We start from the raw sequence: 15,938 nt of genomic DNA, 5'->3' as shown, positions 1-15,938 counted from the left end.
TGACCTGGCGTGACCGTCGGTGCCGGCAGGTACCGTGGCTTCCCATGGGGAAGCACGCGAAGCATCTGGTCTGGGACTGGAACGGCACTCTGCTCGACGACATCGGCGCGGTCATCGGCGCCACCAACGCGGCCTTCGCCGAGCTGGGGCTGGAACCGATCACCCTGGAGCGGTACCGGGAGCTCTACACGGTGCCGGTGCCCAAGTTCTACGAGCGGCTGATGGGGCGGCTGCCCACCGAGGAAGAGTGGCTGCTCATGGACGGCGCCTTCCACCGGCACTACTGGGTCCAGGCCGAGGGCGCCCGGCTCACGGCGGGCGCGGCGGAGCTGCTCGCCGCGCGGCAGGCGTCCGGCTTCACGCAGTCGCTGCTCTCGCTCGCGCCGCACGACGACCTGATACCGCTCGTGCGGCAGCACGGGATCGCCGAGCACTTCGTACGCGTCGACGGGCGGACCGACCGGTCGTCCGACGGCAAGTCGGGGCACATGGTGCGGCATCTGGCGGCGCTGGACGGGGTGCCGGCGGAGCGCGTGGTCGTCATCGGGGACGCGGCCGACGACGCGCTTGCCGCGGCGCACGTGGGCGCGAAAGCGGTGCTCTACACCGGGGGCTCGCACAGCCGGGCGTCGCTGGAGCGGGTCGGCGTGCCCGTCGTCGACACGCTCGCCGAGGCCGTCGCCGTCGCGGACGAGCTGGTCTAGGGCCACCGCCGTCGGGGGCGGGGGTATGGGGCCGGGTACGGCCCCGTGGGGGGTTGTGCCCAATCGTTCCGCCCTGCGGAACGATTGCCCACAACCCCGATACGGCTACGCCTTCGCCTCCCTCAGCACCTTCAGGAACTCGCGCATCCAGCTCGGGTGGTCCGGCCAGGCCCTTGAGGACACCAGGCGGCCGTCCACCACCGCCTCCGTGTCCTGGAAGGTCGCGCCCGCCGCCTGCATGTCGAGTTCGAGGGCGGGGTACGCGGTGACGTGACGGCCGTCGAGGCTGCCGAGGGCGGCCGTGAGGAGCGGACCGTGGCAGATCTGGGCGACGGGCTTGTCGGCGTCGAAGAAGGACTTGAGGATCTTGCGGAGCTCCGGGTCGTTGCGGAGGTACTCCGGGGCGCGGCCGCCCGGGATGACGACGGCGACGTAGTCGCCCGGGTCGACCTCGGAGAAGGCGAGGTCGGCGGGCCAGGTGTAGCCGGGCTTCTCGGTGTACGTGTCGTAGCCCGGCTCGAAGTCGTGGACGACGAAGCGGAGCTTTTTGCGGGACGGGGCCGCGATGTCGACCTCGTACCCCTCTTCGAGGAGCCGCTGGTACGGGTACATCACCTCCAGCGACTCCGCCGCGTCCCCGGTCACGATCAAGATCTTCGCCATGGCGACTCCCAGATCCGTCAGATCCCTGATGTCGGTGTGTCTCGGTGCGTCTCGGTGTGTGCCCCGGGGAACCATGCGTCGCTGTCCACAGTGTCAAACTTCCGGCCCCGCTTTTGTACACATAAGGACCATGACGGCGTGGGGGTCATCAGCGATAGGCTTTTCCCGTGATCAGCGCGATATGCCGAGGGGGCAACGCAGCCCCCGGCTTCCGCCCGGTCCGCCACCGCGGCCGGGCCTACGGCGCGTTCGCCGATCCCTTCCGTCCGGGCCGTACCCACGCCCGCGGCACGACACCCACCGTGGCCGAGAACGACCCGGACATCTCTCATCGCGGCATAACGTCGACCCAGACCGGTACCACCGCGTCGTGGCGTTGTGCCCTTTCTTCCACCGACGTCACGCAACGGCGCGCGACAGGAGTCAGAGGACATGCAGACCAAGCTGGACGAAGCCAAGGCCGAGCTGCTCGATCGGGCCGCCCGGGTAGCTGAGAACAGCCCGGTCGGGGGGCGACTTCCGACAGGGCCCGACGGGAAGCGTCCGGACCACGCCACCCTGCTCGACTACCTCCAGCGCTACTACCTGCACACCGCGCCCGAGGACCTGAGCGACCGCGACCCCGTCGACGTCTTCGGCGCCGCGCTCTCGCACTACCGCCTCGCGGAGAACCGCCCGCAGGGCACCGCGAACGTCCGCGTGCACACCCCGACGGTGGAGGAGAACGGCTGGACCTGCAGCCACTCCGTCGTGGAGGTCGTCACCGACGACATGCCGTTCCTCGTGGACTCCGTCACCAACGAGCTGTCCCGCCAGGGCCGCGGCATCCACGTCGTCATCCACCCGCAGGTCACGGTCCGCCGCGACCTGACGGGCAAGCTCATCGAGGTGCTCAGCAGGGAGCCCAAGGGCGAGCTGCCGCACGACGCGCTTCTCGAGTCCTGGATCCACGTCGAGATCGACCGCGAGACCGACAAGGCCGACCTCAAGCAGATCACCAACGACCTGCTGCGCGTCCTGTCCGACGTCCGCGAGACCGTCGAGGACTGGGAGAAGATGCGCGAGGCCGCGCTGCGCATCGCCGACGGCCTGCCCGAGGAGCCCGTCGCCTCCGACCTGCGGCCCACCGAGGTCGAGGAGGCCCGCGAGCTGCTCCGCTGGCTCGCCGACGACCACTTCACCTTCATCGGCTACCGCGAGTACGAGCTGGTCAACGGTGACGCTCTGGCCGCAGTCCCCGGCACCGGCCTCGGCATCCTGCGCTCCGACCCGCACCACAGCGGCGAGGACAACCACGCCCACCCCGTCTCGCCGTCCTTCAGCCGGCTGCCCGCCGACGCCCGCGCCAAGGCGCGCGAGCACAAGCTGCTGATCCTGACCAAGGCCAACAGCCGCGCGACCGTGCACCGCCCCTCGTACCTCGACTACGTGGGCGTGAAGAAGTTCGACGCCGACGGCAACGTGGTGGGTGAGCGGCGCTTCCTGGGCCTCTTCTCCTCGGCCGCGTACACCGAGTCCGTCCGCCGCGTGCCCGTCATCAAGCGCAAGGTCCAGGAGGTCCTCGCGGGCGCCGGCTTCGCGCCGAGCAGCCACGACGGCCGCGACCTGCTCCAGATCCTGGAGACCTACCCGCGCGACGAGCTCTTCCAGACCCCGGTCGACCAGCTCCAGGCCATCGCCACCAGCGTCCTGTACCTGCAGGAGCGGCGCCGGCTGCGGCTCTACCTGCGCCAGGACGAGTACGGCCGCTACTACTCGGCCCTCGTCTACCTGCCGCGCGACCGCTACACCACCCGCGTCCGGCTGCGGATCATCGACATCCTCAAGGAAGAGCTGAACGGCACCAGCGTCGACTTCACGGCCTGGAACACCGAGTCGATCCTGTCCCGGCTGCACTTCGTCATCCGCGTCGAGCCCGGCACCGAGCTCGCCAAGCTCACCGACGCCGACGTCGACCGCATCGAGGCCCGGCTCGCCGACGCCACCCGCTCCTGGGCCGACGGCTTCGCCGAGGCGCTCAACGCCGAGCTGGGCGAGGAGCGCGCCGCCGAGCTGCTGCGCCGCTACGGCAACTCCTTCCCCGAGGGCTACAAGGCCGACCACTCGCCGCGCGCCGCCGTCGCCGACCTGTGCCACCTGGAGGCCCTGGCCGACAGCGGCAAGGACTTCGCGCTCTCCCTCTACGAGCCCGTCGCCTCCGGCACCGGCGAGCGCCGCTTCAAGATCTACAAGACCGGTGAGCAGATCTCGCTCTCCGCCGTCCTGCCGGTCCTCAACCGGCTCGGCGTCGAGGTCACCGACGAGCGCCCGTACGAGCTGCGCCTCGCCGACCGCCCCAATGCCTGGGTCTACGACTTCGGCCTGCGCATGCCCACGCCCACCGGCAACGGCGGCGACTACCTCGGCGACGACGCCCGCGAGCGCTTCCAGGAGGCCTTCGCCGCCACCTGGACCGGCGAGGCCGAGAACGACAACTTCAACTCGCTCGTCCTGTCCGCCGGTCTCAACTGGCGCGAGGCGATGGTGCTGCGCGCCTACGCGAAGTACCTGCGCCAGGCCGGATCGACGTTCAGCCAGGACTACATGGAGGACACCCTCCGCAACAACGTCCACACCACCCGGCTGCTCGTCAACCTCTTCGAGGCCCGCATGGCCCCGGAGCGGCAACGCGCCGGCACCGAGCTGATCGACGCCCTCCTGGAGGAGTTGGACGCCGCCCTCGACCAGGTCGCGAGCCTGGACGAGGACCGCATCCTGCGCTCCTTCCTCACCCTCATCAAGGCGACGCTCAGGACGAACTTCTTCCAGAAGTCGGCCGAGGGCACGCCGCACTCCTACGTGTCGATGAAGTTCGACCCGCAGGCCATCCCGGACCTGCCGGCCCCGCGCCCGGCCTTCGAGATCTGGGTGTACTCGCCGCGCGTCGAGGGCGTCCACCTGCGCTTCGGCAAGGTCGCCCGAGGCGGCCTGCGCTGGTCCGACCGCCGCGAGGACTTCCGTACGGAGATCCTCGGCCTGGTCAAGGCGCAGATGGTGAAGAACACCGTCATCGTGCCGGTCGGCGCCAAGGGCGGCTTCGTCGCCAAGCAGCTCCCGGACCCGTCCGTGGACCGCGACGCCTGGCTGGCCGAGGGCATCGCCTCGTACAAGACCTTCATCTCCGCCCTCCTCGACATCACCGACAACCTGGTGGCCGGCGAGGTCGTGCCCCCGGTCGACGTGGTCCGCCACGACGAGGACGACACCTACCTGGTCGTCGCCGCCGACAAGGGCACCGCGACCTTCTCCGACATCGCCAACGGCGTCGCCGAGTCGTACGGCTTCTGGCTGGGCGACGCGTTCGCCTCCGGCGGCTCGGCCGGCTACGACCACAAGGGCATGGGCATCACCGCCCGCGGCGCCTGGGAGTCCGTCAAGCGGCACTTCCGCGAGCTGGGCCACGACACCCAGACCGAGGACTTCACCGTCGTCGGCGTCGGCGACATGTCCGGCGACGTCTTCGGCAACGGCATGCTGCTCTCCGAGCACATCCGCCTCGTCGCGGCCTTCGACCACCGCCACATCTTCATCGACCCGAACCCGGACGCGGCCACCTCGTACGCCGAGCGCCGCCGCCTCTTCGACCTGCCGCGCAGCTCCTGGGCCGACTACAACGCCGAGCTGATCTCCACGGGCGGCGGCGTCCACCCGCGCAGCGCCAAGTCGATCCCGGTCAACGCGCACATGCGGGCCGCCCTCGGCATCGAGGACGGCGTCACGAAGATGACCCCGGCCGAGCTGATGAAGTCCATCCTGCAGGCGCCCGTCGACCTGCTGTGGAACGGCGGCATCGGCACGTACGTGAAGTCCTCGCACGAGTCGCACGGCGACGTCGGCGACAAGGCCAACGACGCCATCCGCGTCGACGGCCAGGACGTCCGCGCCAAGGTCATCGGCGAGGGCGGCAACCTCGGCGCGACCCAGCTCGGCCGCATCGAGTTCGCCCGCGTCGGCGGACCCGAGGGCCAGGGCGGCAAGGTCAACACCGACGCCATCGACAACAGCGCCGGCGTGGACACCTCCGACCACGAGGTCAACATCAAGATCCTGCTCAACGGGCTCGTCGCCGAGGGCGACATGACCGTCAAGCAGCGCAACAAGATCCTCGCCGAGATGACGGACGAGGTCGGCCGGCTGGTGCTGCGCAACAACTACGCGCAGAACACCGCCCTCGCCAACGCCGTCGCCCAGTCGCCGTCCCTGCTCCACGCCCACCAGCGCTTCATGCGCCGCCTGGGCCGCGACGGGGCGCTCGACCGCTCGCTGGAGTTCCTTCCCAACGACCGGCAGATCCGCGAGCTGCTGGGCAGCGGCAAGGGCCTGAGCCAGCCGGAGCTCGCCGTCCTCCTCGCGTACACCAAGATCACGGTGGCCGACGAGCTGATCGGTACGGAGCTGCCGGACGACCCGTACCTGCGCGGGCTGCTCCACGCGTACTTCCCGACGCTGCTCCGTGAGCAGTTCACGGAGGCCGTCGACAACCACGCCCTGCGCCGCGAGATCATCACCACGGTGCTGGTCAACGACACCGTCAACACCGGTGGCTCGACCTTCCTGCACCGCCTCCGCGAGGAGTCCGGCGCGTCGATCGAGGAGATCGTCCGCGCGCAGACCGCGGCCCGCGCGATCTTCCGCCTGGGCGAGGTCTGGGACGCCGTCGAGGCGCTCGACAACAAGGTGGCGGCCGAGTTCCAGACCCGGATGCGACTGCACTCGCGCCGGCTCGTCGAGCGCGGCACCCGCTGGCTGCTCAACAACCGGCCACAGCCGCTCCGGATCGGCGAGACCATCGAGTTCTTCGCCGAGCGGGTCGAGCAGGTCTGGGAGAAGCTGCCGCAGCTGCTGCGCGGCGCGGACCTGGAGTGGTACCAGTCGATCCTGGACGAGCTGACCGCGGTCGGCGTCCCGGAGGAGCTGGCGCTGCGCGTGGCCGGGTTCTCCTCCGCCTTCCCGACGCTCGACATCGTCGCGATCGCGGACCGCACCGGCAAGGACCCGCTGGCGGTCGCCGAGGTCTACTACGACCTGGCCGACCGGCTGCGGATCACCGACCTGATGGACCGGATCATCGAGCTGCCGCGGGCCGACCGCTGGCAGTCGATGGCCCGCGCCTCCATCCGCGAGGACCTGTTCGCCGCCCACGCCGGGCTCACCTCGGACGTCCTCGCCGCCGGGAACGGCACCTCCACCCCGGAGGAGCGGTTCAAGGCGTGGGAGGAGAAGAACGCGGCGATCCTGGGCCGGGCGCGCACGACCCTGGAGGAGATCCAGGGCTCGGACGACTTCGACCTGGCGAACCTGTCGGTGGCCATGCGGACGATGCGCACGCTGCTGCGCTCGCACAGCTGATCGCTGATACGAGAAGTACGAGAAGGGGCGCCCCCGCCGGTCCACGTGGCCGGCGGGGGCGCCCCTTTCGCGTACGGGGGCGTACGGCTACGAGGTCACCGTGGACGTCCACAGGCGGCGCGCCGCCAGCGCCGCCGACGCCAGCAGCAGGGCGTTGCGGAGCGTCATGACGGCGAGGCCCTGCCAGGTGCCGGCGACGACATCCGGGTAGAGCACCGGGTACGCGAGGGAGCTCAGCGCCGCGGCGGGCAGCAGGAGCACGGCGACCGGGCGCATGACGGTGCGCCGGCAGGTCAGGCAGACGGCGGCGAGTCCGAGCAGCCACACCATGTACTGGGGGCTGATCACCCGGCTGGTGACGGTGAAGAGCAGCACCGCCGCGAAGGCCGCGTCCAGTGGGGTGGCCGCGGTCCAGCGGCGGGCCCGCATCCGCCACAGCAGCAGCCAGATGAAGGCGACCACGGTGAGCAGCAGGGCCAGGTGGCCGACGGTGGAGACGTACGGACCGACGTACTCGTACGCCCCGTAACGGAACTCCACCCCGCCGGGCCAGATCCCGGCGGCCTTCGCGAGGGCGAGGCCGGTGCCGCCGAGGGACTCGATCTGGATGCCCCGGTTGCCCTGCTGGCGCAGGAAGTCCAGCGAGTCGGTGAAGAGCAGCGCGAGCACGCCGAACAGCGTCAGGGCGGTGACGGCGGCCGCGGTCCACGCCTCGCGGGTGGTGCGGCCGCGCGGGGTGCCGATCAGGGTGAGCGCGGGCCAGACCTTGACCATCGCGCCGAGCCCGGCGAGCACCCCGCCGATCCGGTGCGCGGCCGGGGCGCGGGCCTTCAGGGCGAGCAGCGCGAGCACGGCGAGCGCGGTGGTCTGCACGTCGTAGCGCGCGAGCGGGATGTGCAGGAGGAGCGGCAGGCCGAGCACCCAGTACCAGGCGCCGTGGGTGAGCCGGGCGCTGTCGGCGGTGGCGAGGGCGACGGCGACGGCCGCGTCGGCGAGCAGGGTGAGGAAGACGAAGCCCTGGAAGTACGTGAACCAGGGCAGGACCCCGGGGGACATCACGACCAGGCCGGCGCCGGGCGGGTACTGCCAGGTCGGGTCGCCGGGCGGGAAGGTGCCGTGGGCGAACTGGTCGTACCAGTGCCGGTAGAGCGCGTACACCTCGGTGGCGACGCCGCCGATGCCGAGGTCGTCCCGGCGCAGCAGGATCAGCATGCCGATCCGGGTGAGCAGCCAGACGACGCCGAGGGCGAGCAGTCGGCCGATGCCGACGGTCACGAAGGTGGCGGAGGTGAAGGTCTCCGACTCGAAGGGCGAGCGGGTGAGGGCGGGCGGCGGGGGCGCGGTCGCCTTCGAAGGGGCGGTCGCGAAGTCGGCCGCCTGCGCCGGGTCGGGCGCGGGCGCTCTCGCGGGTGCCGTGCCGGCGGTGGTGGCGTGCGGAGGGGGCTCGTTCGTCATCCCTCCGCACTCTAGGGCGTTATGTCCTACTTCTTCCCGTTCTTGCCCCCCGAGCCGGTGACGCTCGTGAATTCCTCGTACGCCGCCACGACCTCGTCCGCCGGGCCGTCCATCCGCAGCGTGCCCGCCTCCAGCCACAGCGCCCGGTCGCAGGTTTCGGTGATGGTCGAGTTCGAGTGGCTGACCAGGAAGACCGTGCCCGCCTCGGCGCGCAGCTCGTCGATCCGCTTCTGGCTGCGGCGCCGGAAGCCGGCGTCGCCGGTCGCCAGGGCCTCGTCGATGAGGAGGACGTCATGGCTGCGCGCGGCGGCGATGGAGAAGCGCAGCCGGGCGCCCATGCCCGAGGAGTACGTGCGCATGGGCAGCGAGATGAAGTCGCCCTTCTCGTTGATCCCGGAGAAGTCGACGATCTGCTCGTAGCGCTCGGCGATCTCCCGGCGGCTCATGCCCATCGCGAGCCCGCCGAGGATCACGTTCCGCTCGCCCGTCAGATCGCTCATGAGCGCCGCGTTGACGCCGAGCAGGGCGGGCTGGCCCAGGGTGTACATGTGCCCCGCGTTCACCGGCAGCAGGCCCGCGACCGCCTTGAGCAGCGTCGACTTGCCCGAGCCGTTCGAGCCGATCAGGCCGATCGCCTCGCCCCGGTACGCGGCGAAGCTGACGCCCTTCACCGCGTGCACCTTGCGGGTGCCGGGCGCGCCCTTGCCGCGCGCGACGATCCGGCTGAGGGCGGAGGTCGCGCTGCCCTTGCCGGCCCGGCCGCCCTGGACGGTGTACGTGACGTGGACGCCGTCGGCGACGACGGTGGGGGTGCGCTCGGGCGCCGTATCCGCTGTGCCCGTCGCGTGCGCCGTCATGGTGAGGGTGTCAGCCACGGCCGTAGGTCTCCTCTGCCTTCCAGAAGTAGATGAAGCCGCCGGCGAAGGTCAGCACCGCCCAGCCGGCCGCGAGCGCCCACACGTGGGGCGGGAGCTGCGAGCCGTGGAAGCTCTCCACGAGCGCGTACCGCAGCAGGTCGATGTAGACGGCCGCCGGGTTGGCCTGGAGCGCCACGATCGCCGCGTGCGGCAGGTCGCGGCCCTGGGTGAGGTGGGCGATCGACCACATGACCCCGGAGGCGTACATCCAGGTGCGCAGGACGAACGGCATCAGCTGCGCGATGTCCGGCGTCTTCGCCGCGAGCCGGGCCATGACGAGCGCGAGGCCGGTGCTGAAGAGCGTCTGGAGCAGCAGCGCCGGGATCGCGAGGAGCCAGCTCGGGCGCGGGAACTCGCCGAAGCAGACCAGGATCGCGACCAGTGCGCCGAGCGAGAAGAGCAGCTGCTGGAGCTGCTGGACCGCGAGGGCGATGGGCAGGCTGGCGCGCGGGAAGTGCAGGGCGCGGACCAGGCCCAGGTTGCCGCTGATGGCGCGGGTGCCGGTCATGATCGTCTGCGAGGTGAAGGTCCACGCGAAGACGCCCGTGAGCAGGAACGGGACGTAGTCCGCGATGCCCTTCTTGACGTCCATCAGGACGCCGAAGATCACGTAGTAGACCGCCGCGTTGAGCAGCGGGGTCATCACCTGCCAGATCTGGCCGAGCTTCGCCTGGCTGTACTGAGCGGTGAGCTTGGCCGTCGCGAACGCGGTGATGAAGTCCCGCCGCGACCACAGCTGGCGCACGTAGGAGAGGAGCGAGGGGCGCGCCCCGCTCACGGTCAGCCCGTGGCGCCGGGCGAGGGCCCGCAGCTCCTCGGAGGTGGGCGCGGCGGGCGTGGTGGGCGCGCCGGCCGTGGCGGGGGCGCTGGGTGGGGGCGCGAGAGTCTGCGTGGTCACGTCGCCTTCCGGGGGCAGGCCGTCCGATGGAACGGGTCCGTATCGTCGCTACGGCGAGAGTAGAGCGCGGCGCCGCCGAGCGCAACGTCGGGACGGGACCGTCCCGTCGTCACGACGGCGTTCCGTAACCGCTGGTTAAGATCCTGTGCATGACGACACCGTCCGGACCCTCGGGAACCCCTCGCCGCGCCCCCGCCGGAGCCGCCGTGCTCCGTGAGGACGTCACCGAGGCCATCCGGGCCGCCGTCTTCGAGGAACTCGCCGCGGTCGGCTTCGCCAGGATGTCCATCGAGGGCATCGCGCGGCGCGCCGGCGTAGGCAAGACCGCCGTCTACCGGCGCTGGAAGTCCAAGCTGTCCCTCGTCCTCGACCTGGTCGGCGCCGTCGCCGTCCGCGGCCTGCCCGCGCCGGCCACCGGCTCGCTGCACGGGGACGTCCGCGCCCTCCTGGAGGTCGCCGCGCACGCGCTGCGGCACCCGGTGGCCTCGCAGGTCATCCCGGACCTCCTCGTCGAGGCCGCCCGGCACCCGGAGATCGCCGACACGCTGAAGGCGGCCCTGCTCGACAGCCAGCAGGGCGTGGTCGCCCAGGTCGTCCGCGCCGCCGTCGACCGCGGCGAGCTGCCGGCCGGCTCCGACCCGGACCGCGCGCTCGACCTGGTCCTCGGGCCGCTCTACTGGCGCCTGGTCGTGGTCCGTACGGAGCTGCCGAAGGGGTACCTGGACGACCTGGCGCGGTCGGCGGTGGCGGCGCTGACCGCGTAGCGCTTCGGGAAGCCCTGCTTCCAGGTAGCCCTACTTCACCGCGCCCGCCATCACCCCGGACACGAACTGCCGCTGGAAGGCGAAGAACACCAGCAGCGGGATCACCATCGACACGAACGCGCCCGGCGCGAGCACGTCCACGTTGTTGCCGAACTGGCGGACCTGCTGCTGGAGCGCCACCGTGATCGGCGGCGACTGGGCGTCGGCGAAGATCAGCGCCACCAGCATGTCGTTCCACACCCACAGGAACTGGAAGATGCCGAGCGAGGCGATGGCCGGACCGCCGAGCGGCAGCACCACCCGGGCGAACAGCCGCACCTCGCCCGCACCGTCGAGCCGGGCCGCCTCCAGCAGCTCGCGCGGGATCTCCGCGAAGAAGTTCCGCAGCAGGAAGATCGCGAACGGCAGACCGAACGCCGTGTGGAACAGCACCACCCCGAGCGTCGTCTCGAAGATCCCGAGCGCGCCGAACAGCTTCGACACGGGCACGAGCGCCACCTGCACCGGCACCACGAGAAGCCCCACGACCAGCAGGAACCACCAGTCGCGGCCGGGGAAGTCCAGCCACGCGAACGCGTAGCCGGCGAAGGCGCCGACGACGACCACGAGGAGGGTCGCCGGGACGGTGATCAGGACGGTGGAGACGAGGGAGCCGGTGATGGCGTCGTTGGAGAGCAGGTTGCGGTAGTTCTCGGTGGTCAGCTGCGCCGGGGCGGTGAAGACCTGCCACCAGCCGCTCGCCGCGATGTCGGACGGCGAGCGGAGCGAGGAGAGCAGCAGTCCGACCGTCGGCATCAGCCAGAAGAGGCCGACCAGGACGAGGAAGACCCGGACGGCGCCGGAGGCGGTACGGGCGGCGAGCCGGGAGCCGAGCCGGGAGCCGGGCCGGGGGCCGAGCGGGGAGCCGGGCCGGGAGCCGGGTCGGGGGCCGAGCCGGGAGCCGAGAGAGGTCACCTGCGGTTCTCCCTTCGCGTGCGGCGGACGCGGCGGATGTTGACCGCCATCACCGGCAGGACGAGCAGCAGGAGCAGCACGGCGATCGCCGAACCGACCCCGAGGTCCGCGTCCGTGCCGAAGGACGAGCGGTAGAGCTGGAGGGCGAGCACGTTCGCGTCGTCCTGCGCCGAGCCCGGCGCGATGATGAAGACCAGGTCGAAGACCTTCAGGACGTTGATCATCAGGGTGACGAGGACGACGCCGAGGACCGGCGCGAGCATCGGCACGGTGATCCGGCGGAACACCTGCCACTCGTTCGCCCCGTCGACCCGCGCCGCTTCCAGCAGCTCGCGCGGCAGGCCGGCGAGCCCGGCGGCGATGAGGACCATCGCGAACCCGGCCCACATCCACACGTAACTCCCGATGATCGCCGGGGTGACGAGCGTCGGGCCGAGCCACTCCACCCCGTCGTACTGCTCGCGGAAGTTGCTCGCGGGCAGCCGGAGGACCGCCCCGTCGGCCGCGGCCGGCAGCCGGAAGGTGCCGTCGGCGGCGGCCGTCGTCGTGGCCACCACCCGGCCGTCCCGCACCGCCTCGATCCGCAGCCCCTTCAGGCCGAGCTCCTTCGGATCGACGACGTTGGGCTTCCCGCCGCCGCCCCGGGTGAAGTCCAGCCAGGCCGTGCCCGTGATTCCGGCGCCGTCCGCGGCGGGGGTACGGGCCGGGCGGGCGCCCTCCGGCATCCGCGCCGGCGGAACGCCGATCAGCGGCAGCCGGGCCACCTCTCCCGTACGGACCGGGGACTTCGTCTCGTACGCGCCGCCGCCCGCCGCCTTCAGCGGGTGCGCGGGCAGCGGGCGGGCGCGCGGGAACGTCGACGCCTCGGCGAAGGTGTCGTGCACGCCGACCCAGACCGCGTTGGCGACCCCGCGGTCCGGGTCCTGCTCGTAGACCAGCCGGAAGATGATCCCGGCGGCGAGCATCGAGATCGCCATCGGCATGAAGACGACCAGCTTGAACGCCGTGCCCCAGCGCACCCGCTCGGTGAGCACCGCGAAGACCAGGCCGAGGGCCGTCGCCACGGCCGGTGCGACGACCACCCAGATCAGGTTGTTGCGGATGGCGGTGCGGATCGCCTCGTCCGTGAAGAGCGTGACGTAGTTGTCCAGGCCGGCGAAGGAGTCGCCGGACCTGTCGAAGAAGGAGCGCTGGACCGAGTAGCCGATGGGGTAGACGACGAGCGCGCCGAGCAGGACGAGGGCGGGCAGGAGGAAGACCGCGGCGGTGAGGGTGGTACGGGTACGGGTGCCGGGGCGGCGGCCCGCGCGGCCACGGGGCCGGGCGCGGTCCGCCCGGTCGTGCGGGACGGCGTGCGTACGGGCGGCCATCGGTCCCGCCCCTCAGCCCTTGTACGCCTTGGCGGCCTCGGCCTCCAGTCTGGCCTGGGCGCCCGCCACGTCCTTCGGGTTCTTCAGGAAGTCCTGGAGCGCCTTCCACTCGCCCTTGCCGGGCGTGCCGCCGAACGACTGCGGCATCTGGTCCGACATGTCGAAGCGGAACTTGTCGCCCGCGCCGATCAGCGACGTGGCGATCTTCCGCTGCACGTCGTTCGGGTACGCGGCCGGGTCCAGGGCCTTGTTGGGGGAGAGGAAGCCGCCCTCGGCCGCCCAGATCCGGGCCGCGTCGGGCGAGGCCAGGAACGTGAGCAGGGCCTGCGCGCCCTTGCCGTCCTTCAGTGCCACGGCCGCGTCGCCGCCGGTCACCACGGGCGCCGCGGCTCCGTCGCCGACGGCCGGGAACGGGAAGACCTTCGCGTCCGTGCCGATCTTCGCCCCGGTCTGCGCGATGTTGACGGCCGAGAAGTCGCCCTCGAAGACCATCGCCGCCTTGGCCTGCTCGCCGCCGGTGAAGGTCTGGGTGACGGAGACCGGATACTCGGTCTGCAGCGCGCCGTTCGTGCCGCCCGCGAGCAGGTTCGGCTTGCCGAACAGCTCGGCGAGCGTGGTGAGCGCACGGGCCACGGACGGGTCGGTCCACTTGATGGTGTGCTTGGCGAGCTGGTCGTACTTCTCCGGACCGGCCTGGGAGAGATAGACGTTCTCGAACCAGTCGGTGAGCGTCCAGCCGTCCGCGCCGCCGACCGAGACCGGGGTGACGCCGGAGGCGGAGATCGTCTCCGCCGTGCTCAGGAACTCCTTCCAGGTCTTCGGCTCGGCCGCGCCCGCGTTGTCGAACGCGGCGGTGTTGTACCAGACGAGCGACTTGTTGGCGGCCTTGAAGTAGACGCCGTACGGGGTGCCGTCGACGGCGCCGAGGTCCTGCCAGCCCTTCGAGTAGTTCGCGGCGAGCTGGGCCCTGGCCTCGGGGCCGAGCGGCTTGAGCCACTTCTGCGCGGCGGCCTGCTGGATCGCGCCCACCTGCGGCAGCATCGCGACGTCGGGCGGGGAGCCGCCGGCGATCTTCGTGCCGAGGAAGTTCACGATCGGGTCCTGGGCGGGCACGAAGGTGACGGTCGCGCCGGTGCGCTTCTCGAACTCCTTCAGCACCTTGGTGAAGTTGGCCTGCTCGGGGCCGGTCCAGACGGCGGCGACCTCCAGCTTCTCGCCTTTGAGGGAGGGCAGCCGCAACCCGGAGCCCGTGGTGGCGGCGCCGGGCCCGGCCGGTTCCTGCTTCTTGCCGCCGTCGCCGCTGCCGCAACCCGCGGCCGCCATGAGGACGGCGACCGCCGCCACGACGCCGAGTCGAAGAGTTCTGCCGTTACGCATCCGAGCCCCGCCTCTCCCGCGTTCTCCGGTCCCGTGCGCTCAGGTCTAGCGGGGTCGCGCGGGGCCCGCAATACCGCCTTCCGCGGCAAACGGGGGATCGTGATGGGCTCGTGACGTGCCGTCAGGCCCCGCGACGGGCGTTGGCGGGGTGCCGTGACGGGCGTCGGCGGGGTCCGTGACGGGCGTTGCGGGCGTCCGCGGGGCGTGCGTCAGGCGTGCGTCGGGGACGTCAGGGGCGGTATCGGCGCGGCGTCGACCGAGCGGGCCGCGCGGTCCAGGGCGCTCGCGAGCAGGGCCAGGTCCGTCGGGCCGTTGCCGAGCTCGCGCACCGGGCGGCGGGTCGGCGGATCGCCCATCCGCTCCCACTCCACCGGCACGACCGTGGGCCGCTGGGTCGCCGTGCGCGGGATGCGCCCGGTGACCCGGCCGGTCTGGAACGGCGTCACCCGGCCGTCCGGGTGCCCGAGCCGCCCGCGGCCCGGCTGCGGCCCGCCCGGACCGCCGGGCCCGGCCGGCGGCGGGTCGAGCACGATCCGCAGCCGCGCGCCGTGCGCAAGCTCCGTGTCCACCGTCCGGTCCGGCCGCGCGGACGTCGCGACCAGGTGCACCCCGAGCCGCGCGCCGCCGCGCGCCACGGCTTCCAGAGCCCGTACGACCGAACCGGCCGCCGGCCGCCCGGGCGCGCCGAGGGCGGGCGCGACGAGCGCGTCGAAGTCGTCCACCAGGACGACGAGGCGGGCCAGGGTCGCCGCCCCCTCGGCACCCCCGGCCTGCGGCGGGACCGCCGGCGCCGGGTCGGCGCTCCGGCGGTACGTCGGGACGCTGTCCTGGTCGTAGATGTCACCGGCGCCGGGGCGGGGCAGCCGCCCGCTCGGCGTGTCCCCGAGCATCGCGGCGCTCGCCGCGGCCCCCGTCCGGTACGTCCGCCCGCTCGGCGTGTTTCCGACCGCTCCGCTCGCGTCCGTGCGGAGCGTGCGGCCGCTCGTCGTCTCCCCGAGCGTGCCGAGGGCGCCGGGGGCGCCGGGGGCCGTGCGGGCGTCCGGGATACGGGCCGAGGCGCGCGCGGCGGACGAGGGGACGGACGACGGGACGGACTCGTCGGGGCTCGCGGCGCGCTGGCCGATGAGACGGGCCGAGCGGCGGTCGGCGAAGTGGGTGTCGCCGAGGAGCTCGGCGCGGCGCTTCAGCTCCGCGCCCAGGGCCTGGGCGAACTCCCGCATCCGCACCGGATCGGAGGCCACCAGGTGCTCCGTGACGTGCGGCAGCTCCGTGCACGGCGCGAGGCCCTCGCCGCGCTCGCCGCCCGCGCCGTCGACGAGCAGCAGCCCGAGCCGGTCCGGGCGGCCGCCGGCCGCGAGGGAGGCGGCGATCGAGCGCAGCAGCTCGGTGCGGCCGCTGCCCGCCGGGCCCTCGATCAGCAGGTGCGGGCCCTCCTTGGTGAGGTCCAC

At 72.2% G+C, this 15,938-nt stretch carries 11 protein-coding genes; 3 read left to right on the top strand and 8 right to left on the bottom strand.

Annotated features, from left to right (window positions below):
- Positions 1 to 44 precede the first annotated feature (44 nt).
- Positions 45 to 704 carry an HAD family hydrolase gene (locus ACWEJX_RS28455; protein ID WP_451610271.1) on the top strand — a complete coding sequence of 220 codons (660 nt, stop codon included), beginning with the start codon at positions 45 to 47 and terminating at the stop codon, positions 702 to 704.
- Between the two features lie 105 nt (positions 705 to 809).
- Here the strand turns inward: ACWEJX_RS28455 and ACWEJX_RS28450 are convergent, their stop codons facing one another.
- Entirely contained in the window at positions 810 to 1,367 is a 558-nt protein-coding gene (locus tag ACWEJX_RS28450) for a DJ-1/PfpI family protein (RefSeq protein ID WP_451610270.1), read from the bottom strand.
- Positions 1,368 to 1,799: 432 nt separating this feature from the next.
- Between ACWEJX_RS28450 and ACWEJX_RS28445 the strand changes: the two genes are divergently transcribed.
- Positions 1,800 to 6,755 carry an NAD-glutamate dehydrogenase gene (locus ACWEJX_RS28445; RefSeq protein WP_451610269.1) on the top strand — a complete coding sequence of 1,652 codons (4,956 nt, stop codon included), beginning with the start codon at positions 1,800 to 1,802 and terminating at the stop codon, positions 6,753 to 6,755.
- Between the two features lie 87 nt (positions 6,756 to 6,842).
- Here ACWEJX_RS28445 and ACWEJX_RS28440 read toward each other — a convergent pair whose 3' ends face one another.
- Genes ACWEJX_RS28440 through ACWEJX_RS28430 form a run of 3 tightly spaced genes read right to left on the bottom strand, consistent with a single transcriptional unit; the run spans position 6,843 to position 10,025 of the window.
- Positions 6,843 to 8,210 carry a glycosyltransferase 87 family protein gene (locus tag ACWEJX_RS28440; RefSeq protein ID WP_451610268.1) on the bottom strand — a complete coding sequence of 456 codons (1,368 nt, stop codon included), beginning with the start codon at positions 8,208 to 8,210 and terminating at the stop codon, positions 6,843 to 6,845.
- Positions 8,211 to 8,236: 26 nt separating this feature from the next.
- The gene (locus ACWEJX_RS28435; RefSeq protein WP_451610287.1) at positions 8,237 to 9,067 is read right to left on the bottom strand and encodes an ABC transporter ATP-binding protein; all 831 of its coding nucleotides are present in this window, start codon (positions 9,065 to 9,067) and stop codon (positions 8,237 to 8,239) included.
- A gap of 10 nt (positions 9,068 to 9,077) precedes the next feature.
- Positions 9,078 to 10,025, bottom strand: a complete 948-nt coding sequence (locus ACWEJX_RS28430) for an ABC transporter permease (protein ID WP_451610267.1) — start codon at positions 10,023 to 10,025, stop codon at positions 9,078 to 9,080.
- A gap of 149 nt (positions 10,026 to 10,174) precedes the next feature.
- Here ACWEJX_RS28430 and ACWEJX_RS28425 point away from each other — a divergent pair, with 149 nt between their 5' ends.
- A complete protein-coding gene (locus tag ACWEJX_RS28425; protein WP_403800682.1) occupies positions 10,175 to 10,789 on the top strand; it encodes a TetR/AcrR family transcriptional regulator in 615 nt (204 codons plus the stop codon).
- A 30-nt stretch (positions 10,790 to 10,819) separates the two neighbouring features.
- Here the strand turns inward: ACWEJX_RS28425 and ACWEJX_RS28420 are convergent, their stop codons facing one another.
- The 4 genes from ACWEJX_RS28420 to ACWEJX_RS28405 all read right to left on the bottom strand — a co-directional run.
- Positions 10,820 to 11,743 carry a carbohydrate ABC transporter permease gene (locus tag ACWEJX_RS28420; RefSeq protein ID WP_451610266.1) on the bottom strand — a complete coding sequence of 308 codons (924 nt, stop codon included), beginning with the start codon at positions 11,741 to 11,743 and terminating at the stop codon, positions 10,820 to 10,822.
- On the bottom strand, positions 11,740 to 13,113 hold the full coding sequence (locus ACWEJX_RS28415; RefSeq protein ID WP_451610265.1) for a carbohydrate ABC transporter permease: 1,374 nt from the start codon (positions 13,111 to 13,113) through the stop codon (positions 11,740 to 11,742). The genes ACWEJX_RS28420 and ACWEJX_RS28415 overlap by 4 nt, the downstream gene beginning before the upstream one ends.
- 12 nt (positions 13,114 to 13,125) lie before the next feature.
- Positions 13,126 to 14,490, bottom strand: a complete 1,365-nt coding sequence (locus ACWEJX_RS28410) for an ABC transporter substrate-binding protein (protein ID WP_451610264.1) — start codon at positions 14,488 to 14,490, stop codon at positions 13,126 to 13,128.
- Positions 14,491 to 14,699: 209 nt separating this feature from the next.
- A partial coding sequence (locus ACWEJX_RS28405; RefSeq protein WP_451610263.1) for an FtsK/SpoIIIE domain-containing protein occupies positions 14,700 to 15,938 on the bottom strand: 1,239 nt, incomplete at its 5' end.

It is taken from the genome of Streptomyces sp. NPDC004788 (genome assembly GCF_053601115.1).
This window is presented reverse-complemented; position numbering and strand designations above follow the sequence as displayed.

Bases quoted from the DNA above. Each gene is read 5' to 3' on its own strand.
- ACWEJX_RS28410 (WP_451610264.1), bottom strand. From the start codon at position 14,490: ATGCGTAACGGCAGAACTCTTCGACTCGGCGTCGTGGCGGCGGTCGCC.
- ACWEJX_RS28445 (WP_451610269.1), top strand. From the start codon at position 1,800: ATGCAGACCAAGCTGGACGAAGCCAAGGCCGAGCTGCTCGATCGGGCC.
- ACWEJX_RS28450 (WP_451610270.1), bottom strand. From the start codon at position 1,367: ATGGCGAAGATCTTGATCGTGACCGGGGACGCGGCGGAGTCGCTGGAG.
- ACWEJX_RS28415 (WP_451610265.1), bottom strand. From the start codon at position 13,113: ATGGCCGCCCGTACGCACGCCGTCCCGCACGACCGGGCGGACCGCGCC.
- ACWEJX_RS28435 (WP_451610287.1), bottom strand. From the start codon at position 9,067: ATGACGGCGCACGCGACGGGCACAGCGGATACGGCGCCCGAGCGCACC.
- ACWEJX_RS28440 (WP_451610268.1), bottom strand. From the start codon at position 8,210: ATGACGAACGAGCCCCCTCCGCACGCCACCACCGCCGGCACGGCACCC.
- ACWEJX_RS28425 (WP_403800682.1), top strand. From the start codon at position 10,175: ATGACGACACCGTCCGGACCCTCGGGAACCCCTCGCCGCGCCCCCGCC.
- ACWEJX_RS28455 (WP_451610271.1), top strand. From the start codon at position 45: ATGGGGAAGCACGCGAAGCATCTGGTCTGGGACTGGAACGGCACTCTG.